The following is a 21,948-nucleotide window of genomic DNA, read 5'->3' on the forward strand; positions in this document are numbered from 1 at the left end:
ACCAAATGGGGATTGTTGATATAATAGAATAAGTCAGATGATCCTTCCTAAGAAAGCATGGTCTGACTTATAGTATAAACGAAATGGAGAATAACATGATTAGAGAGTTTACCGCCAATGATCTTGATGTGGTCATGAAGATCTGGTTAGACACCAACACAAACGCACACGACTTCATTCCAGCCAGCTACTGGCAGGGTAATTTTGAAGAAGTGAAACGCATGCTGCCGGAAGCCGATATTTTTGTATACGAAAATAATAACGCAATTCAAGGCTTTATTGGGCTTATGGAAAATTACATCGCAGGCATTTTTATTGATTCTAGCTGTCAGTCCCAGGGGATTGGTAAGGCACTGTTAAATCATGCGAAGGAAATCCGGTCAGAATTGTCCCTGCAGGTGTATAAAAATAACACAGGAGCCGTGAAATTTTATGTCAGAGAAGGCTTTCATCAGGTAAAAGAACAGACAGATGAACATACTGGTGAAACAGAGCTTGTCATGGAATGGACAAAATGAGAATCCTGGATTTACTTGTTTTTATAAAATCACGATAAAAACGGCAGTTTTGAAATCATTTCAAAACCGCCGTTTTCCTTATTTTTATTGCGCCTTTAAACGAACCGGATAACAGACCTCTGTCACAAGCTCCTCCGGATTCTTCGTCTGGGCTGGGCTCACATGATAAATGCAGAACAGGGACCCATTAAATTCGTACCCATTGTCATTGACCCAGCTGGCCACAGAATGGTTGGCATCTGTAATGTGTTCATAGCTGCCTTTATAGATCGCAGATGCGATTTCTACCTCAGGAACCATTTTAAATGTTACGTGCTCCGTATCCTCATAGCTTCCTTTTACGGAAATCTGAATCTCCACGTCAGGGTCGCTTTCTTTATGTTCCTGGTCATGGAATACGGCAAGACTTAAGCAATTATCATCGTATTGCAGATTCAGACCGGAGGTCTCTGTCATAAGAAGGTTCCACAAGATACCCTCCTGATCGTAAGCCGGTATTTTGTCTCTGACGCTTGCCACATATCTTTGGGGCATTGTTTTTAATGTTACATTATAATTCATGGAAGTCTCATCCTTTCTCAGCCTTTCTATGGCTGTTTCAAGGAGCCTCATACGGCGGCTGGTCTCCTGCAGTTCAGAATACACCTCTGACTGCTTAATCTCCAGAAATTTAGCCAGTTCCCCTGGGTTGTGGTAATTTCTGATGATATCACCGATGGCGGCAAGTCCAAATCCCATCTCTTTTAAGGATGTGATGCGACAAGCCATAGGCAGCTGATCCTCACTGTAATAGCGGTAACCCGTTGCCTGATCTATGCTTTTTGGCACCAGCAGACCTATTTCATCGTAATGACGCAGCATCCGTATACTGATCCTTGCTAATTTTGAAAAATCTCCTATTTTCAGCATGTTTTTACCTCACATATATGTGTTTTTGAGCTCAGGATCAGTATATAGTATCTCACTGTGTGAGAGTCAACCAGAATTTTTTATTTTTAAAGCAATTGACTTAAAAGCCCCTGCCCGGTGCTGTACCAGATCAATATCCCATGGCCTCTTTTGGGGATCCGCACGTTTAAATCCCACTCCGGATACTGCTTGATGACCTGAATCCGGTCTCCGGACGCAAAGGCAAGAAATGAGATATAGCACTCCTTATTCATAGGGTGGCTGCTGGTGATGTACCAGTCCTCTTCCATTGCTTCCACATGAAGCTTTTCACTCTCACCGGCCTTTTTAAGCTCCAGGGAAGAAAGCTTCTTTCCGCAACAGGAAATCTCCGCCTCTCCGGTACAGAAGGTCAGGCTGTTGCAGGAAGGACATACATAATATTTTGTATTTTTCATATTACCTCCATCGGATTCATTGGGCGTTAAATCACCTGACAGCAGGTTTACCATCTCGACTCCTAATATGGCAGTCAGTTCCGGCATCAGTGATATATCCGGAAGCCCCTGGCCCCTCTCCCACTTGGAGACCGTTTTGTCACTGATATTCATTTTATCTGCAAGCTGTTTTTGGGTCATGTTCTGTTCCTGCCTCAGAGTGCGGATCACAGCTCCAATTTTACGGTACTCCATGGTTGTTTCCTCCGTGTGCTTATTAGCTTTGTTCTTCTTGTTTCTTTGGCCTCCAATAACTGGAGCCATCCGGTTTACGGTTAAGCAGTTTGTGTTCAATGAGTTCCCGCCTTAATAAGAAAAAATCTCCGAACGTATGCCATTCCTCTAAGATTTCGTTTACTTCTTTTTCTCTGTATTCCCGGTCTTCCATAAACTTATCAGCAAGATACTCTAAAACGGCCGTTCTGCTTCCCTTTTTCTTTGGGAACTGCTCAATTCGACCAGAGGAATCCAGCATCCGGCTGATATCAATCTTCTCTTCCATATTCTTCTCCTTCCTCCGCTTTCTCCTGCCACATTTCCAATAATATTTTTATATCCTCGGAAAATTCTTCCTCGGTCTGGGTTTCTTTCTTTTTTAATTCCTCCAGGACTTCAAAGGAAAATGCTTCTTCCCCGTACTTATCCCATAGCTTGCGCATCCCATGTTCCGGACAGGAATTCATGGACTTGGAAAATAAAAAGCGGTTTTCAGCTCCTTTTAAATCCACGGTGCTCCGCAGCCAGGCCACTTTTTCTTCCTTGCATACAATTCGGTATACGCCACCAATAAGAGCACGGCTTTTATATTGTTCTTTCAGGGATTTTCTTGAAAGTTTGTCCACTTAAGTTTCACCATCCTTTCCTTCTGCCATACAAATGGCAGCACTCTTTTATGGGAATACTGACTTTTTTCAGGCATTTTATAACATCATTGTAACTGAAATACACCACTATTTCAATCTACGCTTCGTAGAGTATAAAACAAAGCAGCCCGGCTAATGTTCCTGCCGGACTGCTGCTATTCTTATCTGAAATACTGTGGGAACTGTCTTATGATTCCATCGGTCATAATATCTGCCAGTTCAGTTGCCTGGCTCTCAATATCAGTAAAAGCTGTTACACTTTCCTCAAAATTACCTGCCAGCATATCATTTACACTGTTTTTGATCATATCCAGGTGATCCCGAAGGAGATTCTGCAAGCTTTCCTGTGACCAGTTGGAATTGATGCTGCTTAAGAAGGAAGCCATCTGATCTGCATTGGCATACCAGCGTCTCTCCGCATCTGCGGCAGCATTGGCATTGGAATTCATGAGCGCAGTGACAAGCTCATTGGCAATGGTAATATGATTGGATAACAGCTCTGCAAATGCCGCTGCATCATCGTTACCGTAGAAGGTCTGCATTGCCATTTCAAAATCTCTTGGATTCTGCATAAGGCGTGCATTGGAAATTCCAGCATCCGGTAGATCAAAAATCATACTCTGAATGGCCATTTTCAGCCAGTAAACATTTTCAAGCCACAGAAGACGAAGATAATTATTCAAATTCTGTTCTGCCTTACTTACCCACATGACCAGGGGAGATTCCGGCTGGGGTGTTGGCTGAGGCGCTGGCTGTGGTGCTGGCTGAGGCGCTGGCTGGGGTGTCGGCTGTGGCATCGGCCTGGGCGCTGGCTGAGGCATTGGCCTGGGCGTTGGCTGTGGCATCGGCTGCGGCGTTGGCTGCGGCATCGGCTGAGGCGTTGGCTGTGGCATCGGCTGAGGCGTTGGCTGTGGCATCGGCTGCGGCGTTGGCTGCGGCATCGGCTGCGGCGTTGGCCGTGGCATCGGCTGAGGCGTTGGCTGCGGCATCGGCTGCGGCATCGGCTGCGGCGTTGGCTGCGGCATCGGCTGAGGCCTTGGTGTTGGCTGAGGCATTGGTTGCGGACATGTATTGACTCTGGCAGCCGGTACGCAGATTACCTGACCTACAAACAGGTTATTGGGATTAATACCTGGGTTTGCAGTCATAAGTGCTTCTACGGTGGTGTTATAGCGTTGAGAAAGAAGCCAGAGTGTATCTCCTGCCTGAATAATATAGGAATGATGTCCCTCCGGGCAGCCGGAAATCTGGTTGCCTTCCATTAATTCATCATTAGATTCCTCCTGCATACGGGGCCATGACGGGAAGTTACGGAATTTGTAACCGGCAGGAATCCAGATTACCTGGCCCTCAACCAAATTGTTCGGGTTGATTCCAGGATTAATTGCCATAATGGTCTCTACGGTGGTGCAGTAGGTCTGAGAAAGTTTCCAGAGAGTATCTCCCCGCTGAATGGTATAAGTACGCAATCCTACCGGACAATTAGCTGGCGGCTGGGGGCTCGGGGGCTGAGGAGCCGGAGGCTGAGGTCTTCCTCTGCGAGGCACACAGATGGTTTGACCGACCTTTAAATTACCTGGCATTAATCCCCGGTTTGCAGACATAATTGCATCAACGGTAGTATTATAGCGTCTTGAAATCAGCCAAAGAGTGTCACCGGCCTGAATGGTGTAAGAAGTCATTCCTTGTGGACAAGAACTCATAATATGAATGCCTTTCAATAAAACAATTTGTCTTATGTTATGTTGAAAAAATCAGAATAGTACCTGTCAGCAAAAGAAAATTTTTATTTTTTTTCCTGGTGATTTTATTTCACTTTTCCATATGTAGATGTTCTCTTTTTTATTCCAAATGTGTGAAAAAATACAGGTTATCACTATCATCTCTTTTTCGTAATATATTATAACATAATTGTACATGCAGAAATGGTACCAAAGGTGGTGAGAAACTTCCTGTCATTCTTGTATTCTAAAAAAAGTTCTGATATTATTTCATTACTACAAAAATAATGCGAATAAGTAAGAAGGAGGGGTCTATCATGACAGCCGAAATTGCAGGTAAGATTTTTATGCAAATCCCGCTGGGCTGTGCGTTTTTTGAGATGGTATCAGAAAACACCAGTCACAGAAATGAATATGTTCTGGCAGATGCCAATGAAGCTTTTTTAAAGTACTTAGGTCTGGACCGGGAAAATGCTATCTCTAAAAATATTTCGCTGCTTCCTGAATTAACATCAGATGCCCCTCATTGGCATACATTCTTTTCCCAATTAAGTCAGTGGAATCATGATATGCCCCTTATGGTCTCAATGGAGAGCCGAACCTTTAAGGTAACAGCCACCAAGCTTAATGAAAACAGTCTGTTCACCGTTTGGGATGAAATTACGGATACATGGCAGCAATATGAGAACGAACAAAAAAGGAATGAATCTCTTTCCCGCTTCAATGACGTTTTCTTTGAAAACACTCAGGATGGACTCTTTCTTGTAGAATATGTAAATGGAACGCTTCGTTACGTAAAAAACAATGAGGCCCATGAACAGATGACAGGCGTGTCCTCTTCCCAGCTAAAGGGGAAGACCCCTGTAGAAGTACTGGGTGAGGTCGATGGGGGTGCTTTGGAGCAAAGCTATCTGCGATGCATCGAATCGAAAAGAAGTATGATGTATGAAGAAAGTTCCTACGTAAATGGCTCACAAAAAAACTGGCTGGTGAGACTTACTCCCATTGAGGATCGTGACAAGAAAACTTACCTGTTTGGTTCCCGCATGGATATTACGGAGCTGAAAGATTTAAAAAAGGATAAGGAACGGCTTTTAAAGAACTTAAATTCCATGTTTACGGAGCACGCTGCTGTCATGCTCATCACAGATATGGAAACGGGACAAATTCTGGATGCCAATCCTCCGGCCTGCTTATTTTACGGCTACTCCAAGGAAGAGCTACTGGCAATGAACATACAGGATATTAATGATATGCGCCAGGAGGCCCTCTGCCGTGAAAACCGGTATTTCTTATACTGCCACCGGTTAAAGAGCGGCGAGACCAAAATGGTCGATGTCTACTCCTCCCCTATTACTTATGAAGGGACTCCGCAGCTCTTTTCCATTATCTTTGATGTATCTGACAGGGAAAAGTTCCGGGATGATTTATATATGGAAAAGGTGCTTCTTAAAGTCACCTTAAATTCCATCGGAGATGGTGTGGTCACAACAAACAACGAAGGACGCATCACCTACTTAAACCAAACAGCTCAGGTCATTTCCGGTTGGAATCAGGCTGATGCTTACTTAAAGCCCTTCCATGAAATCTTTGATTTAAGAAATGCTGTCAATGGAAAGCACGTTACAAATCCCATTCAAAAGGTACTGAAAACAGGGAGAACTGTGGAGCTTGCCGATGATACCGTGCTCTTAAATAAACAAGGGAACATCATTCCAATTGCCGACAGTGCAGCTTCTATTCGGGATGATAACGGAATCGGATATGGAGTAGTCATGGTCTTTCGTGATGTAAGCCAAACCTTAAAGCAGCAACAGCGAATCCTGTATCTAAGCTATCACGACCCTTTGACCGGAATCCACAACCGCAGATATCAGGAAGAGGAAATCCTGCGGCTGGATAAGGAAGCCATGCTCCCGTTAACCGTGATTATGGGAGATGTAAATGGGTTAAAGGTAATTAATGATGTTTTTGGTCACAAAACCGGAGACCTGCTATTAAAAGAAGTGGCTAAAATCATGGAATTTACCATTAAGAAAAAGGGGATTGCCGCCAGATGGGGCGGTGATGAATTTTTAATCCTGCTTCCAAAGACCGGTGTAGAGGGTGCTCAGGAGATGATCCGTAAATTAGAAGAAGCCTTTGATACAAATAATACTCTTCCCTTACAGATCAGTGTTTCCCTTGGGTTTGACGTCAGACAGACCATGTATGAGCCTTTACACATTTCGCTTCATAAGGCAGAGGAACAGATGTATCACAAAAAGCTGCTGGCAGGAAAAAGCTATCGTAACAGCATAATAAATACCCTCCTGGCTACTCTTTATGAAAAGAGCATGGAAACAGAAGAACATGCTTTACGATTGGAGACTTACTGCATTGCCATTGCAGATAAATTAGGTCTTGCCCCAGAAGAAAAAAATGAACTATCCCTTCTTGCCATGCTCCACGACATTGGCAAGGTAGGCATCAATATGGAGATTTTAAAAAAGCCCGGCCCATTAAATGAGGAAGAATGGAAAGAAATGAGGCGGCATCCGGAAATCGGTTACCGCATCGCTCAGAACACGCCGGAGCTTTCTACCGTTGCTGAGTACATTCTCTCCCATCACGAGCGCTTTGATGGATCCGGATACCCCAGAGGATTAAAAGGAGAAGAAATTCCTCTTCTGTGCCGAATTCTATCGGTGGCTGACAGTTATGATGCCATGACGAATCATCGTGTTTACCGAAAGGCTATGGACAGTCAGGTTGCTATGGAGGAAATCAGACGGTGTAAGAGCACCCAGTTCGATCCCCATATTGTAGATATTTTTTTAGGACTGAATCAAATTTATAAATAAGATTGTGCAGGATTAACCGGTTAAGTATTCCGGATTGTCCTGCACATTTTTATTGCATCTTTATGAAATGATACTCTTAGTGATAAAAAAATTATTATTTTAAAAAAAGTATTGACTTTTAAAATTTAATTGTGTACAATACAATTGTGTTAAACAATAAAGAAATGGAGAGGTGCTAACAATGAATCTTTATGATATTACGGTCATGGACATGAAACAAAATCCCGTACCCCTTTCCGATTATAAAGGAAAAGTCCTTTTAATCGTCAACACGGCTACGGGCTGCGGATTTACCCCTCAGTACGAAGGACTGGAAGCCTTATATGGCAAGTATAAGGACCAGGGCTTTGAGATTCTTGATTTTCCATGCAACCAGTTCGGCCATCAGGCGCCTGGAAGCGAGGAAGAAATCCATGAGTTCTGCCAGCTGACATACAAGGTTTCATTTCCTCAATTTGCAAAAATCGAGGTGAACGGTGCCAATGAATCACCACTTTATACTCATCTAAAAGCTCGTCAGTCAGGGGTTCTTGGTTCTGGAATCAAGTGGAATTTTACGAAATTTTTAGTAGACCGGAACGGAAACGTACTAAAACGCTACGCTCCTACGGATAAGCCGGAAAAGCTGGAAAAGGATATCACCGCTCTTTTATAAAGAGCTCTATATAAAAAGAGGTCAAAGAAAGGAAGTATTCACATGAAAATTGAAGCAGTCAGATTATATGAGGGTGGCTATATGACACAGCCGTTTGCCATGGGAGGAGGGGTCAGTGAGCCGATTTTCGATGAAACGAAAACCTACCCATCAAGCCTTCAAAACTATGTCATTGATACAGGCAGTGAAGTGATTTTAATCGATACCGGAATTCCCAAAGAATCTCCTGACGCTCCCCCAAAGGAAGGCCAGAAGATATATCAGGGAAAACGGATTGATGATTATATGACAGCTTTAGAAAAGCTTGGCTACCGCCCGGAGCAGGTTACAAAAATTCTTCTGACTCACAAGCATCCCGATCATTCTGGAGAACTTAGAAGCTTTCCTCATGCAAAGATTTATTTATCCGGAGCAGAAGCCGATGCCCTCAAGCTGGAAGGTGACAATATCATTCGGGTGACCTATGAGGACGGCCCTTATCACAACTTTGAAAAGAGTGAAAAGATTGCAGAAGGAGTTTATTTCCTCCCTGCTCCAGGACATACAAAGGGCAACAGCATCGTAATCGTGGAAGCAGACGGACTCTTCTACATGATTCACGGTGATATTACCTACACGGACGCAGCTTTAATTGAAAACCGGTTGTCCGTTGTCTTTGAAGATGTGGAAGCAGCCAGGGAGACCCTTTTAAAAGCACGTACCTTTATTCAGGAGAATCCCACGGTTTATCTTTCCACCCATACTCCAGAAAGTCTGACCAGTCTGGAAGAAAAAAGAATCATGAAATTATAAGCATTTCATACTTCTTATACCTTCAGCCGGAACTTGTTGACCTCCTGATTAAGAATCTGAGCCTGAGCCGCCAGCTCCTCACTGGATGCAGAGCTTTCCTCGGCTGTCGCAGCATTGGTCTGAACTACAGAAGAAACCTGTGACAGCCCCTGATTGATCTGTTCTATGGCAGCGGCCTGTTCTGTGGAGGAGGCCTCGATTTCGTGTATTGCATCCCCTACCAAAGAAGCCTTTTGTGATACGTCAAGCAAAAGGTTTCTTGTGATATCTGCCAGTCTTCCGCCTTCTCCTACCGTTGCTACGGACTTCTGAATCAAATCTGCCGTCTGTTTGGCTGCTTCTGCTGACCGTGCCGCCAGTGTCCGGACCTCATCTGCGACCACTGCAAATCCCTTTCCTGCATCTCCTGCCCTGGCTGCTTCCACGGCTGCATTTAATGCCAATATATTGGTCTGGAAGGCAATGTCCTCCACCAGCTTTGTGATTTTAGAAATCTCATGAGAAGAAGCGCCTATCTCTGACATAGCCTCATTTAAGTTCTGCATATATTCATTGCTTTCCGTCACGCCCGCTCCTGCCTGAGCCACATATTCCGCTGCTTTTTGTACGGTGACTGCATTTTCTTCTGCCTTAATGGCTACGCTGCTGACAGAAGCATTGAGTTCTTCCACCGTTGCCGCCTGTTCTGTTGCTCCGGAGGAAAGTGCCTGGGCAGCATCGGAAACCTGTTCTGCACCGGAATTGACCTCAGTAGCTACCGTACGAATGGCATGCATGGTCTGGTTCAAATCCGCTTGAATCCTCTGCAGAGCCATACCCATTACATCTTCAGAGGAACGCAGTGGAACTTCCTTTGTAAAATCTCCATTGCTGATAATATCTGCAACCTCTACCTGCTTTTTGATTCCCTCCAGCATTCTTAAAAATGCCTGAGCAAGCTGTCCTGTTTCATCTTTGGAATCAACTTCACTCAAATCAATATCAACCCGGCCCAGAGCAATCCGCTCCGCCGCATTTACAACCAGTCCGATGGGACTGCTGATTGCTTTGGCAATCCGAAATCCCAAAAATAAGGCTGCTGCTGCACCAAGTAAAAGAAAGACCACCAGTAAAATAATCAGTTCCAATGCCAAGGCGGAATTGTCATCACTGGTTTTATCGGCTTCTGCCATTCGGTTGTCCACCAGTATGTCCATGTTACTCATCATGGCTTTGGTGTCTTCCATGCTGGTTTCAATGGCTTTTACTGCCTGGTCCGCTTTGTTCTCTTTTGAGAGAGAAATCACCGATTGAACCAGAGGCATATATTTTTCCTTAAACATGGTTTCTGTCTCATCTAAAAGAAGAAGAGAAGCTGAATCCGTTATGGTAGAACGGTATATCTCCATTCTTTTTATGAATTCTGTGGAACTCTCCTCACAGACCTTTTCTAGTTCAGAAATTTTCTGGACATCTCCTGCATGAATTACAGCATCCCTGACATTAATCCGTATCTGAGTGAGGGCTTCAATGGCATGAATCATATCATCAATGGGGGCTGTCTGCTTTTCATATAGGTAGTTACTGGCCTGAGTCATTCTTATCAAGCCAAAAGTTCCCACACACCCGATCACGATCATAAGAAATACCATACTAAAAAATCCGGTCAGTAACTTTTTCGTAATTTTAAAATCCTTAAAACTCTTCATACTTCATCCTCCTCTTTTGTTCAACGCATTTCTTTTACAAAAACCATTATCATTTCCAATAAATTGAGTATAATATATCTGACATCAATGGGTTTTAATATGGTCGCTGTTTATTCAAAACTGTGACATACCTTATTTTTTCTTTGTTTATAAGGCTTTTTTACGTTACATACGAAAAAATTGACGGGGAATCAAACGACTTTCATTTGAGTCACATGCATCATATTCAGCTTTTCTATGGCTGCCTTCTTCTGCTCCATCAGGGAATGGGCATAGATATTTAAGGTGATTGTAACATTAGAATGTCCTAAAATCTCACTGAGTGTTTTAATGTCTACCCCAACCTCCAGCGCCCTGGTTGCAAATGTATGTCTGATGGCATGAAATTTTCTGTCCTTAATTCCTGTATCTTTCAGAATTCTTTTATATAGCTTCTGATAAACACGGGGCTCAAAAGGCGTATTTTTGTTAGAAAGTATAAAATGTTCCTCGGATTTAATTCCTGGCTTTAGTTCTTTTGCAAGCTCTAACAAAAATCCAGGTAAAGGAATCTTTCTGGTGGAGGTTTTACTTTTTGGCGTTCCTATGTGAAGCATTGTTTTGCTTTCCACCGACTGAAAATTCCGAATGCGGGATACCGTATTTCCAATGTACATAGTCCCTGCCTCCAGATCAATATCACGCCAGCGAAGGGCACAAAGCTCTCCTAAGCGTATGCCCGTATAAAAGCACAGAATGATACCCAGTGCTCTTTTATCCGGAGACATGAATGCAGCCTGCTCCAGTATTCTCTGCTCCTTCATGGTAAAAACGCTGACCTCCTGATGAGTTTTCCCGGTTGGTAAGACAGCCGCTTCCAAAAGCTTGGGCTGATTAGGGTAATCTTTATATATTTCCCTGATAGACATCTTAAACACAGAAATGATCTTTCTTTTATATGTCTGGGAGATGGAAGCGTTCTCAGAGATTGACTTCACAAATCCACAAACACAGGACTGGGACATGGGCTGATTTTCTATGGATTTAAAATAGGGAATTACGTACCCATGAATACAATGATAATAACTCTCATAAGTGGTTGGCTTCACCCTCTCAGATACCGTGTCTGAAAGCCAGCTCTGAAACAGCTCCCCTGGATTTGTTGGAAGGGGAATGGTATTTTTCTTCTCAGCCTCCCTTTCCTGCCAGGCTTCCTTCATCTTGGCCCGTACCTCCCGATAAGTACTTGCATAGAAATACCGGTATTTGCCGTTGGCTCTTAAGCTTCTTCCTTCCCAGCGGCCATCTTTTCGTTTATAAATATTCTCTCCTTTGCGCGGCATCGCACGACTCCTTTCCATATGACGATCATTATGACGGCGGATTTTTTCTTTCAAACCGAAAATAACTGCTATATTTAGGATGAAATCCCTAAATTAGCTTAGAATAAGTTTCATTTCCTCTTGTTGACAAACAATATCTGTCGCTATATAATGAAATTTGTCAGAATATGTCTAACTAAGGGGTCTCGGTTTTGAATAAACTGCGATCATAAAATGCCCGTTCCATAGTTATTATGGAACGGGCGTTTTTTAATTTTAACACAATGATCCAGGACGTTTTTTACCTCTATACGGTCTATAAATATATCTGGACAGGTTTAAATTAAGAAACAGTATACTAACAACCTAATATTTAATCAACTTACTGTTCGTTAAGAATTATCTATGAAGCAGTCCCCTACGCCAGATGCGGTCGATGTTTTTGATAAAAATATATGATTAATCAGATGCCTATGTATGGCACTTTTTTCAAATTACTACAGAATTAAATCGAAAGACAATCACTGAGAAATGAAAACAGGAAGGTTTTAAAAAAGTCCCAGGTAGCTGGCTCTCTTTATCGGTTCCACCATACGTTTCGGCTTAAATCAATATACGTAATCCCCTTTCGTTTAAGTAGACATACAAGCCGCACCAAATCTCCTTTCTTCTAATAACATGATAGTAAGAAAGGAGGCGCTTATATATGAATACTTGTAATTTTGAAGGTCTTACCGGCCGTGTGGTGACACCAGATGACCCTTTCTACCAGGAGTTAAGACAAGTTTACAACCGAGCTGTCAATAAATTCCCACTTGCCATCGTTTTCTGTCAAAACGAGGCGGATGTAAGCAATGCCGTCTTATGGTCCAGATCACACTGTGTATCCCTGCGTATCCGAAGCGGAGGACACAATTACGAAGGCTATTCCACAGGAAATGATATTCTTGATATTGATCTAAGTGAATTCAATCAGATTGCCATAAATGAAGCTTTAAGTCTTGTCACCGTTCAGGGAGGCGTTACCAATAAGCAGGTCTATGAAACTGTTTCAGCCCTGGGATATCCCTTTCCAGGCGGTACCTGCCCTACCGTTGGTGTAAGCGGTTATGCCCTGGGAGGCGGTTGGGGACTCTCCTGCCGGTATCTGGGGCTGGGCTGCGATAATTTGGTGCAGCTGCGGCTTGTGAACTATGAAGGTGTCGTCCTGACAGCCAGCGATACGGAAAATCCAGATCTTTACTGGGCCCTTCGAGGAGGCGGAGGCGGAAACTTTGGCGTAGTCACCTCTATGACCTTCCGGCTTCCACCAAAGGTCTCAAACGTTACACTCATCGATATCCGTTATTCCAATGCTGACCGGGAAAAGCAGTCCTTATTTATCCAGACCTGGCAGGATTGGCTGATGGATGCAGATATCAGGGTCACTCTTGTTTCACGAATCTTTAATTCACAGGAGGAGGGCCTGGGAATCATTGCAAGAGGTATCTTTTATGGTCCCCCGGAAGCTGCTCTTGGTATTGTAAAACCCCTATTAGAGCTTGGAGGTGTAAGATACAGTTTAAGAAGCCTTACCTTTTTAGAAGCTGTCACCATCATTGGAGAATTTTATCCTCCCTATGAATCGTTTCAGTCTGCCAGCCGTTTTGTCCTTCGTGATTTCAGCGAATGTGAAACGTGTCAGCTGGCGGGTCTGATTGCAGAGCGACCCAGGGGTTCTGTCTATACTGCTCTTTCCTTTTATGCTTTAGGAGGAAGGGTCTCAGAGACTGCATCAAATGAAACTGCATTCTTCTACCGAAACGCACATTATATCACATGGCTAAATACTGTATTTGAAAGCTGCAAGTGTGAAAATTCTGACTGGATCAACGAACGATTCTGCTATTTGAAATCTGTTACGGAGGGCTCCTATGTTAATTTCCCCTATGGTCTACTCCCCTGCTATCTAAAAGAATATTATGGAAGCAATGCCTGCCGGTTAAAGAAAGTAAAAAAACGTTATGATCCTTATAATGTTTTCTCCTTCCCTCAGGGAATTCTAAAAAAGCCACCGTGCCTATAAACAGAGAAAAATAATTCCATTTAACACATGAATCATCCCATAGCCTCGTGTAAATTCCCCTTACACGAGGACTTTTTTATTTCAGGTTACATTTATTTACAAAAAGCGACAGTTTTTTACTAATTTGATTGAGTTTTATCATTTTTTCACTTATAATCATAATTACAAATTTTTGGCTGATATGGAAATATTAGCAGATAGGAGTGAGCATAAAGAGTATTATATTTTAGCCTTGATCCAAAACATATATATTTCATCTGGCCCATAAAAATCGTTTGGAACACATGGCAGAACTGCCCTTTTTGTTTTTCAATCATCACCGGATTCCAAAGAGCCTGAGCAGAGAATTAAACTTATTTACGGAATGAAAAATCAGCAGTCTTTCATTTCGTCCCTACCGGGTCAGGTAGCTAGTAACTATCAGGAGGATTACTTATGAGAAATTTTAACGACTACAGTATATCAAAAAAGCTGAGTGCTGGATTTATAGCCGTAGCTGCAATTATGCTGGTGGTAGGTCTGGTGGGTCTTGGGAGTATGCTCCGAATTAATTCATCAGATACCTACATGTACAAAGAAAAGACCGCTCCTCTGGAGGATATGTTCACCGCCGTACGAAGCTTGTATCAGATCCGTACCGATGCCAGGGATATGGTCATTAACTCCGACGACAAGGAAAAAGTAGCAGCGCTGGAACAAAGCTACCAAACGAACAAGGAACTGTTTGTTACCAGCTCAGAAATCTACCGAAAATCCATTCCTTCCTCGGCTCAGGATTCTATACAGTTATACGACGAAGCTATGAAGCTTTTTCACGATTCCTATGACCCTGCTATCACAAAAGCTATTTCAGCCGCCAAATCAGGAGATAAATTAAGCCTTCAATTGGCTTTAGCAAACCAGAGCGAGGAGATTCAGACTATCTATGGTAACTTTGATAAGCTGATTGATAATCGTATGAAAGAAGCAAATGAAATCAGTAACATTAATGAGACCATCGCAGTGGTGGCTACTGTAGCGCTGATACTTTTTATTGCTGCAGGTATGATAGCTGCCATTTTCCTTGGAAAAAGATTATCCGCTATGATCAGTATTCCCATCGGTAAGGTGGTAGACGCAGCAAAGCTGATTTCTCAGGGACAGCTTGATGTGGACCTTACAGACATAACCTCAAAGGACGAGACCGGCCAGCTGGCTATGGCTTTTACCTATATGACTAACGGGATTAAGGAGCAGGCATTGGCTGCCGTTAACATCAGCAACGGAGATTTCACTCAGAATGTTCCCATTCGTTCTGATAAGGATGCCATGGGACTTGCTCTGCTAAAGATTGAAAATGACTTAAACCAGTCTCTTCTTTCCATTCAGACTGCTTCCGATCAGGTAAACACCGGTGCAGAACAGGTATCCTCTGCTGCCCAGGCCCTTGCCTCCGGTACCACAGAACAGGCGGCTACCATCGAGGAATTAAATGCTGCCATTACAAATGTTACACAGCAAGCGGAATTAAACGCTCAAAATGTACAGAAGGCCACCGTTTATGTTGGAGAGGCGGATGCAGGTGTCATTGAGAGCAACGCGCATATGCAGAAATTAAATCTTTCCATGAAGGAGATTTCTGCTTCTTCCGATAAGATTTCAAGCATTACAAAGGTAATCGAAGACATAGCTTTCCAGACCAATATCCTTGCACTGAATGCGGCAGTAGAATCTGCAAGAGCCGGAAGTGCCGGAAAAGGATTTGCCGTAGTGGCTGATGAAGTACGAAATCTGGCTGCGAAATCCGCTGCTGCTGCAAAACAGACAGCTGAGCTCATCGGACATTCTGCGGTTTCTGTTTCAGAGGGTGAAAAGCTTGCCTTAGAAGCAGCTAACATTCTTTTAGAAGTAGGAAAAAAAGCAAAGCTTGCCGAACAGTCTATTAAAGAAATTGACAATGCATCTTCTGCACAGGTCGTTGCCATTGAAGAAATCAACCATGGTCTTGCCCAGGTATCCGCAGTGGTACAAAGCAATGCAGCTACAGCTGAAGAAAGCTCCGCTTCCAGTGAAGAGCTGGCTGCACAGGCACAGATGCTGAAAGAAGAAGTAGGAAGATTTAAGCTTAAAACAGAGACAGGAAATTATCAGCCTCTGAAAGAGGAGTCTCATATTTCCCATGATACATATGATTATGAATCTTCTTATACAAACGATACTATGTACAGCAAATACTAAAAAAAGAACTCAGGAAACCATCTCATTGGCTTCCTGAGTTTTTTATTTGTCTGGATTCCGGTTGGAACTTCCTAAGATCTTATATAACAGGTGATACAGCTGTTTCGCTTCTTCCTGATCAAGAGGGACACATTTTGTAATCTTTTCCGGTATGAGAACCGCCTGTTCCTTCAGTTCCTCTCCCTGCTTCGTCAGCGTGACAATGACACTTCTTTCATCGGTCTTATCCCGGCTGCGGCTTAGAAGGCCTGAAATTTCCATCTTTTTTAACAGGGGAGTTAAGGTACCGCTGTCCAGGTAAAGAAGCTCTCCAAGCTGTTTCACGGTAAGCTGCTTTTTCTCCCATAATACCATCATGGCAATATACTGGGTATAGGTCAGGCCAATCTCATCGAGAAATGGCTTATACATACGCACGATCTCTCGGGAACAGGCATAGAGAGGAAAGCATAGCTGGTTTTCTAATTTTAGTCTATCATAGTTCATTACGTTTCTCCGTTCTCCCACTGTCTTATATGGATTGTTTTACAGCAGCTGATTGATGCGTTCTTCTACAAGCTTCATATCAGCAGTAGGCTCAAATCGTTCTATTACATTACCTTTCCGGTCAACCAGGAATTTTGTAAAATTCCACTTGATATCCGGTTCATTCTTATAGTTGGGATTTTTTTCTTCAAACATGTTTTCCAGAACAGGTGTTAATTTATGGCCGGCATCAAAGCCTTTAAAATCCTTCTCTTTTACCAGATACTGATAAAGAGGAATCGCATTCTCTCCATTTACATCAATCTTGGAAAACTGAGGGAAGGTAACGCCAAAACGTCCGGTACAAAAGGTGTGGATCTCTTCGTTATCACCAGGCGCCTGATTGCCAAACTGGTTGCATGGGAAATCAAGGATTTCCAGGCCTTTTTCTGCATACTTTGCATATAATTCCTGAAGATCCGTATACTGTGGAGTGAACCCGCACTCAGTTGCTGTATTAACGATCAATACTACTTTGCCTTGGTAATCAGATAAGCTCTTCTCTTCTCCAGCCATTGGTTTTACTTTAAAATCATAAACAGACATGTCATATACCTCCTTAAATGTATTATATCAAATTATATTTATCTAAATCATCTTTATTATAAGTTATTCAAGAAAACTTGTCAACGGTAATGTAAAATTTAATTTTGTTAAATTCAATTTTGATATAAAAATAGATTGACACCAGTTTCGTCCAGTGCTATATTTGTATGTACAAACAAGAGAGAGGTGATGCTTTGAACAGGGTTTCAAATACCGAAGAACAACACGGCTTCCTCATGAATAGCTGTCTGTTTTTTACCACCACCAAGCTTTCCAGGGCTTTGGGAAAAATAGCAGAGGAGGCTTTTGCAAAAACAGGTCTTTCTCCAAGCCATGCCTCCCTGCTTTATCTTGTAAATCAAAACGGCGGTATGATGCAAAAAGATTTAGGGGAAACACTTCACTTAACTCCTTCCACCATTACACGGCTGATTGAAAAGCTGGAATTAAAACAGCTTGTCACCAAAAGGCTGGAAGGAAAGCAGGCTTATCTAAATCCTACCCCCAAAGGACTGGCCTTGCAAAAGGAAATCACAGAATCATGGGAACAGCTCCACAGACAATATGATAATATACTTACGGAAGAAGAAACCGCTCAGTTTATTGCCATTAGTGGAAAGCTATTAAAAAGCTTAACAAAAGATTTCTAGTTCATACGATAACAAAAAGCAAAGGAGAACATTATGATACACATTATTGCTAATAACTACGTAAAAGCTGACAAAGTTGAGGAGTATTTAACATTGGCTATGGGTCTGGTTGAGGATACCAGAAACAAGGATGCAGGATGCATCCGCTATGAGCTGGTTCAGGATTTAAAAAATCCACAGATTCTTACCATGCTGGAAGAATGGGAAAGCCAGGAAGCCTTAAACAACCATATGAATTCGGAGCATTTTAAAGAAGTTATGGCAGCAACTGCTGATTTTTCCGAAAAAGCTGCGGAAATTCACGTATGTAAAAAAATTAAATAAAGCACTCACTTATCCAGGAGCATTTTATCCCATAAACAGGATCAACGTTTTATATGCTCCCTATATATAGTTAGATTTACGGGTCATAAATCAATTATTAGGATCATGGAGGGAAGTTTTATGAATGTATTAGTAGTCACAGGCAGTCCAAGACGGAACGGCAATACAGAAATCATGGCAGAGGCCTTTGCCCAGTCAGCAAAAGAAGCCGGTCATGATGTTACAGTGAGGAATTTAAGCACCTTAAAGGTGGGGCCATGTCTGGCCTGTCAATACTGCTTTACCCACGATGGTGTTTGTAGCCAGACAGATGATATGAGTCATCTTTTAAAGGATATCGAAGTGACCGATATGCTGGTTTTAGCCTCTCCCATCTATTGGTTTGACGTTTCCGCACAGACAAAGGCCTTTGTGGATCGTATGTATGCCTTTGCTAAAAAGGGCTTTCGCATCAGATCCATTGCCATGCTCTTAAATTCCGGAGGTAATAATGTTTATGATGCTGCCGAAGCTCAGCTCAATGCCATTTGTTCTTATCTGAAATGGGAAAACAAGGGCGTCATTAAAATATCAGGAATGACAGAAAAGGGGAGCATGAACAATACCGATCAGCTGGATTCCGTCAGAGAATTTGCAGCCAGCCTTTCATAAGAGAATGTACATAATAGAAGATGGTGCTCCCAACAGGAGCACCATCTTCTATTATGTTTAGAGCTCAAGCCCTCTTAATTTAATATAATCTTTGATAAGCGTAGCAGTTTGCTCCAAATCAATTCTGCTGGTATTGATGATCAGATCATAATTATCCCAGTCATCCCAGCTCTCACCGGTGTAATAGCGGTAATATTCTTTCCTCTCCCGGTTGATCTTCTTCACACGCTTGGTCGCTTCTTTTTCATCGATCTTATCTACATCCATGGTTCTTTTCACAAGTGTAGGCGTATCTGCGTATACAAATATCTTTACAAGTCCCGGTACCTTCACATCTTCACGGCTTAAGATATAATCCGCACATCTGCCTGCAATGATACAGGACTCTTCCTCTGCAAGCTCTCTGATGACCTGAGACTGAAAACGGAATAAGTTCTCCGGTTTTACAATATCCGAATCTGTCGATGGCTTTCCTAACTGGGGTTTTAATCCGCTTACGATCCGGTATAGCAGATTATTTCCTGCCTTTTCATCTGCCAGGCGGAAAAATACTTCTCCCACAGCACTCTGCTCAGAAGTAAGGGTCAAAATCTCTTCGTCATAAAAGTTAATTCCAAATTCTTCTGCAAGAGCCTTTCCTACAATACGTCCACCGCTTCCGTACTGTCTTCCTATTGTAATGACCAGATTATTTTTCTCTTTCATAATGCCTGCCTCCTTTAGTTGCACGTTCTCATATCTTCTATTACTTACCTCTATTGTACTCTATTATGGCAGGATTTACAATTATTATTGCTTTAGAATCTCTTCAAAACAGATGGCCCCGTAAGGTCTGATGCTCATGCGGTATGCATTTCCCTGGCCCATGGCTTTTTCCATGTAGGCGATATACTCATCTGCCAGTTCATTGGGAATCATGGTCATAATAACACCGGCAAATCCGCCGCCATGGATCCTGCAGGCTCCTGCCTTTTTTTCTCCCAGGAAAAGCTCCGTCAGAGCCAGAGCCACGGTGATACCCTGCTCCTGATAGCTGGTATTGGTAAAGCAGTTCTGAAGCCATTTCCAGGAGGAATTGCCGGAGGCTGTGATATTATGCAGAAAATCTTCAAAACGCCCTTCCTTTAAGGCTGCCACTTCTGCGTCCACCCGCTTATTCTCCTCAAAGAAATGAAGGGCCCGAAGAACAGAACGGTCACCGGCAAATTCTCTGACCTCATTCAGGTTTAAAAGAACCTGTTCTTCTGTAATCTCTGCACACACTTCTTTTCCGAAGAACTCTGCTACTTTTTTCATCTCCAGGGGAACCAGGGAATAATCCTCACTTAAATCTGCATGTCCCTTGCCTGTATTAACGATAATCAGACTGTGATTTCTGGAAGCAAAATCAAAATCAATCTTTTCCACCTTTGGCTCAGATGGATTCTTAAAATCAATGGTGATAAGGCCACCCACAGCACAGGCCATCTGGTCTAAGAGACCTGAGGACTTGTCCCAGTAAACATTCTCAGAGTATTTGCCGATATGGGCGTAATCCACTGCGGTAAGACGTCCCTGATTAAAAAAGGTATTGATCATGCTGCATAAAAGCATCTCATAAGAAGCAGAGGAGCTAACTCCCGCCGCACTGATTACATTGGTGGTAATATAGGCATCAAAGCCGCCGATTTCATGGCCGGCTTCTAAAAATCCTTTGAACAGGCCCTTTGTTAAATCAATGGTTCCAGCCTTCTTCTCGCTTGGTTTTAAATCATCAAGATCTATGGTAAAATTCTGGTTATAGGTCTCACTGATTATGGTAACGGTCCTGGTCCCATTAATCGCGGCTACGCCTACACAGTCCAGATTAATACTTCCTGCAAGCACCTTTCCATGATTATGATCTGTATGGTTACCGCTGATTTCTGTACGGCCAGGCGCAGAAAACAACAGGACATCCTCATCCTGGGGGAATTTCTTTTCAAAGCTTACTAACAGCTCCTCATACCGTTTTATGTTAGTTTCAATTCCTTCTTCTCCATATAGTGAAGCCATAAGTCTTCTGGAATCATCTGATTTTAAAAGCTTAATGGTATCGGTAACTTTCATCTTTTATTCTCCTTTTCCCCATTCAATTACATTATAAAACAATACTATGAGTATAACATAATTGTCAAAAGTTCTACAATACATTATTCTACGAAATCCTATAAAATAATTTGACAGTATCACCAGGCCGCACCTATAATAAAGCAATGACGAAAACCGGGGAGGCTTCTATGCTTTGGAACGAAAAACCTTATCATTCTCTTGACTACGAAATGAAAAAACAATATGGGCAAAAGATTTATAAGCTGGCCCTGGACGGAGGAATGACCTGTCCCAACCGGGATGGCACCTTGGGGAATAATGGCTGTATCTTTTGCAGCGGCGGAGGCTCAGGGGAATTTGCAGAATCCAGGTGTGCCCATATCTCTGTTTCAGAACAGATTGAAGCTGCCAAAGAAACGGTCATCCGGAAGATGAAACCAGAGGAAGGCCGTTTCATCGCATATTTTCAATCCTATACCAATACTTACGCCCCTGTTTCCTATTTAAGAAAGCTGTTTACAGAGGCCATATCCCATCCGGATGTAGGGATTCTTTCCATTGCTACCCGGCCTGATTGCCTTTCAGAAGACGTAATTTTATTACTAAAAGAGCTCAATAAGCAAAAACCGGTGTGGGTAGAACTCGGATTACAGACCATACATGAGGCCACCGCTCAGTATATCAGGCGGGGCTATTCCCTTCCTGTCTTTTTTGATGCTTACGCACGGCTTAAAGAAGCCGGGTTAACTGTAATTACCCATGTAATTTTAGGGCTGCCAGGCGAAGATAAGGAGATGATTTTTGATACCATCCGCTATCTATCCCGTTTGGGAGACCATGGAACTGATGGCATTAAGCTGCAGCTTCTCCATATTTTAAAAGACACAGACCTGGCCCTGGAATACGAAAAAGGCTTGATTCCCGTCTACACCTTGGAAGAGTATGCAGATTTGGTGATCGACTGCATCGCCCTTCTTCCAAAGGAAGTGGTCATCCACCGAATCAGCGGTGACGGTCCAAAAGCCCTTCTTTTGGCCCCTCTCTGGAGCGGAAACAAGCGCATGGTACTAAATACTCTGGCAAAACGCTTTAAAGAACGAGGTATCTGCCAGGGAGACAGATACCTCGGATAAG

Annotated in this window: 21 protein-coding genes; 10 read left to right on the forward strand and 11 right to left on the reverse strand. The window is 42.9% G+C overall.

The genetic code is table 11. The features are described from left to right. Positions 1 to 95: 95 nt before the first annotated feature. Positions 96 to 518 carry a GNAT family N-acetyltransferase gene (locus OW255_RS15985; protein ID WP_024838650.1) on the forward strand — a complete coding sequence of 141 codons (423 nt, stop codon included), beginning with the start codon at positions 96 to 98 and terminating at the stop codon, positions 516 to 518. 84 nt (positions 519 to 602) lie between these two features. On the opposite strand, the gene OW255_RS15990 is transcribed toward OW255_RS15985, so the two are convergent. From OW255_RS15990 to OW255_RS16010, 5 genes are all read right to left on the reverse strand, one after another. Continuing rightward, positions 603 to 1,427, reverse strand: coding sequence for a MerR family transcriptional regulator (locus OW255_RS15990; protein WP_024838651.1), 825 nt, complete (start codon positions 1,425 to 1,427; stop codon positions 603 to 605). Positions 1,428 to 1,513: 86 nt separating this feature from the next. Next, positions 1,514 to 2,098, reverse strand: coding sequence for a helix-turn-helix domain-containing protein (locus OW255_RS15995; protein ID WP_024838652.1), 585 nt, complete (start codon positions 2,096 to 2,098; stop codon positions 1,514 to 1,516). A gap of 22 nt (positions 2,099 to 2,120) precedes the next feature. After that, positions 2,121 to 2,405, reverse strand: a complete 285-nt coding sequence (locus OW255_RS16000; RefSeq protein ID WP_024838653.1) for a DUF2087 domain-containing protein — start codon at positions 2,403 to 2,405, stop codon at positions 2,121 to 2,123. Beyond that, positions 2,389 to 2,745 (reverse strand): GIY-YIG nuclease family protein, encoded by a 357-nt coding sequence (locus OW255_RS16005; RefSeq protein ID WP_024838654.1) that lies wholly within the window; start codon positions 2,743 to 2,745, stop codon positions 2,389 to 2,391. The genes OW255_RS16000 and OW255_RS16005 overlap by 17 nt, the downstream gene beginning before the upstream one ends. Positions 2,746 to 2,927: 182 nt before the next feature. Beyond that, on the reverse strand, positions 2,928 to 4,469 hold the full coding sequence (locus OW255_RS16010) for a LysM peptidoglycan-binding domain-containing protein (RefSeq protein WP_268114643.1): 1,542 nt from the start codon (positions 4,467 to 4,469) through the stop codon (positions 2,928 to 2,930). A 335-nt stretch (positions 4,470 to 4,804) separates the two neighbouring features. Here OW255_RS16010 and OW255_RS16015 point away from each other — a divergent pair, with 335 nt between their 5' ends. The 3 genes from OW255_RS16015 (at position 4,805) to OW255_RS16025 (ending at position 8,777) form a co-directional block, all read left to right on the forward strand. Further along, positions 4,805 to 7,330, forward strand: a complete 2,526-nt coding sequence (locus OW255_RS16015) for an HD domain-containing phosphohydrolase (protein ID WP_268114644.1) — start codon at positions 4,805 to 4,807, stop codon at positions 7,328 to 7,330. A 181-nt stretch (positions 7,331 to 7,511) separates the two neighbouring features. After that, complete coding sequence (locus OW255_RS16020) at positions 7,512 to 7,985, forward strand: glutathione peroxidase (RefSeq protein ID WP_024838657.1); 474 nt, start codon at positions 7,512 to 7,514, stop codon at positions 7,983 to 7,985. Positions 7,986 to 8,027: 42 nt separating this feature from the next. Continuing rightward, positions 8,028 to 8,777 (forward strand): MBL fold metallo-hydrolase, encoded by a 750-nt coding sequence (locus tag OW255_RS16025; protein WP_268114645.1) that lies wholly within the window; start codon positions 8,028 to 8,030, stop codon positions 8,775 to 8,777. 14 nt (positions 8,778 to 8,791) lie between these two features. On the opposite strand, the gene OW255_RS16030 is transcribed toward OW255_RS16025, so the two are convergent. Continuing rightward, a complete protein-coding gene (locus OW255_RS16030; RefSeq protein ID WP_024838659.1) occupies positions 8,792 to 10,465 on the reverse strand; it encodes a methyl-accepting chemotaxis protein in 1,674 nt (557 codons plus the stop codon). 191 nt (positions 10,466 to 10,656) lie between these two features. After that, complete coding sequence (locus OW255_RS16035) at positions 10,657 to 11,787, reverse strand: site-specific integrase (RefSeq protein WP_024838660.1); 1,131 nt, start codon at positions 11,785 to 11,787, stop codon at positions 10,657 to 10,659. Between the two features lie 685 nt (positions 11,788 to 12,472). On the opposite strand from OW255_RS16035, the gene OW255_RS16040 reads away from it, so the two are divergent. Beyond that, on the forward strand, positions 12,473 to 13,831 hold the full coding sequence (locus OW255_RS16040; RefSeq protein ID WP_024838661.1) for an FAD-binding oxidoreductase: 1,359 nt from the start codon (positions 12,473 to 12,475) through the stop codon (positions 13,829 to 13,831). Between the two features lie 435 nt (positions 13,832 to 14,266). After that, positions 14,267 to 16,048 carry a methyl-accepting chemotaxis protein gene (locus OW255_RS16045; RefSeq protein ID WP_268114646.1) on the forward strand — a complete coding sequence of 594 codons (1,782 nt, stop codon included), beginning with the start codon at positions 14,267 to 14,269 and terminating at the stop codon, positions 16,046 to 16,048. 42 nt (positions 16,049 to 16,090) lie between these two features. On the opposite strand, the gene OW255_RS16050 is transcribed toward OW255_RS16045, so the two are convergent. Together OW255_RS16050 and OW255_RS16055 are read right to left on the reverse strand one after the other, a co-directional pair. Continuing rightward, positions 16,091 to 16,534: a MarR family winged helix-turn-helix transcriptional regulator gene (locus OW255_RS16050; RefSeq protein WP_024838663.1), complete on the reverse strand. Its 444-nt coding sequence runs from the start codon at positions 16,532 to 16,534 to the stop codon at positions 16,091 to 16,093. A 39-nt stretch (positions 16,535 to 16,573) separates the two neighbouring features. Further along, positions 16,574 to 17,119 (reverse strand): glutathione peroxidase, encoded by a 546-nt coding sequence (locus tag OW255_RS16055; RefSeq protein ID WP_024838664.1) that lies wholly within the window; start codon positions 17,117 to 17,119, stop codon positions 16,574 to 16,576. Between the two features lie 194 nt (positions 17,120 to 17,313). Between OW255_RS16055 and OW255_RS16060 the strand changes: the two genes are divergently transcribed. From OW255_RS16060 to OW255_RS16070, 3 genes are all read left to right on the forward strand, one after another. After that, on the forward strand, positions 17,314 to 17,769 hold the full coding sequence (locus OW255_RS16060) for a MarR family winged helix-turn-helix transcriptional regulator (protein ID WP_024838665.1): 456 nt from the start codon (positions 17,314 to 17,316) through the stop codon (positions 17,767 to 17,769). A gap of 33 nt (positions 17,770 to 17,802) precedes the next feature. Then, entirely contained in the window at positions 17,803 to 18,093 is a 291-nt protein-coding gene (locus tag OW255_RS16065; RefSeq protein WP_024838666.1) for a putative quinol monooxygenase, read from the forward strand. Positions 18,094 to 18,213: 120 nt separating this feature from the next. Continuing rightward, the gene (locus OW255_RS16070) at positions 18,214 to 18,744 is read left to right on the forward strand and encodes a flavodoxin family protein (protein WP_024838667.1); all 531 of its coding nucleotides are present in this window, start codon (positions 18,214 to 18,216) and stop codon (positions 18,742 to 18,744) included. A 57-nt stretch (positions 18,745 to 18,801) separates the two neighbouring features. Here OW255_RS16070 and OW255_RS16075 read toward each other — a convergent pair whose 3' ends face one another. Further along, positions 18,802 to 19,449, reverse strand: a complete 648-nt coding sequence (locus OW255_RS16075; protein WP_024838668.1) for a cytidylate kinase-like family protein — start codon at positions 19,447 to 19,449, stop codon at positions 18,802 to 18,804. Positions 19,450 to 19,533: 84 nt separating this feature from the next. Further along, complete coding sequence (locus OW255_RS16080) at positions 19,534 to 20,832, reverse strand: galactokinase (protein ID WP_024838669.1); 1,299 nt, start codon at positions 20,830 to 20,832, stop codon at positions 19,534 to 19,536. Between the two features lie 170 nt (positions 20,833 to 21,002). Here OW255_RS16080 and mnmL point away from each other — a divergent pair, with 170 nt between their 5' ends. Further along, positions 21,003 to 21,947, forward strand: coding sequence for a tRNA modification radical SAM protein MnmL/YtqA (gene mnmL / locus OW255_RS16085; RefSeq protein WP_268114648.1), 945 nt, complete (start codon positions 21,003 to 21,005; stop codon positions 21,945 to 21,947). Position 21,948: the final 1 nt, after the last annotated feature.

The organism is Lacrimispora xylanolytica, assembly GCF_026723765.1.
Classification (GTDB): domain Bacteria; phylum Bacillota; class Clostridia; order Lachnospirales; family Lachnospiraceae; genus Lacrimispora; species Lacrimispora xylanolytica.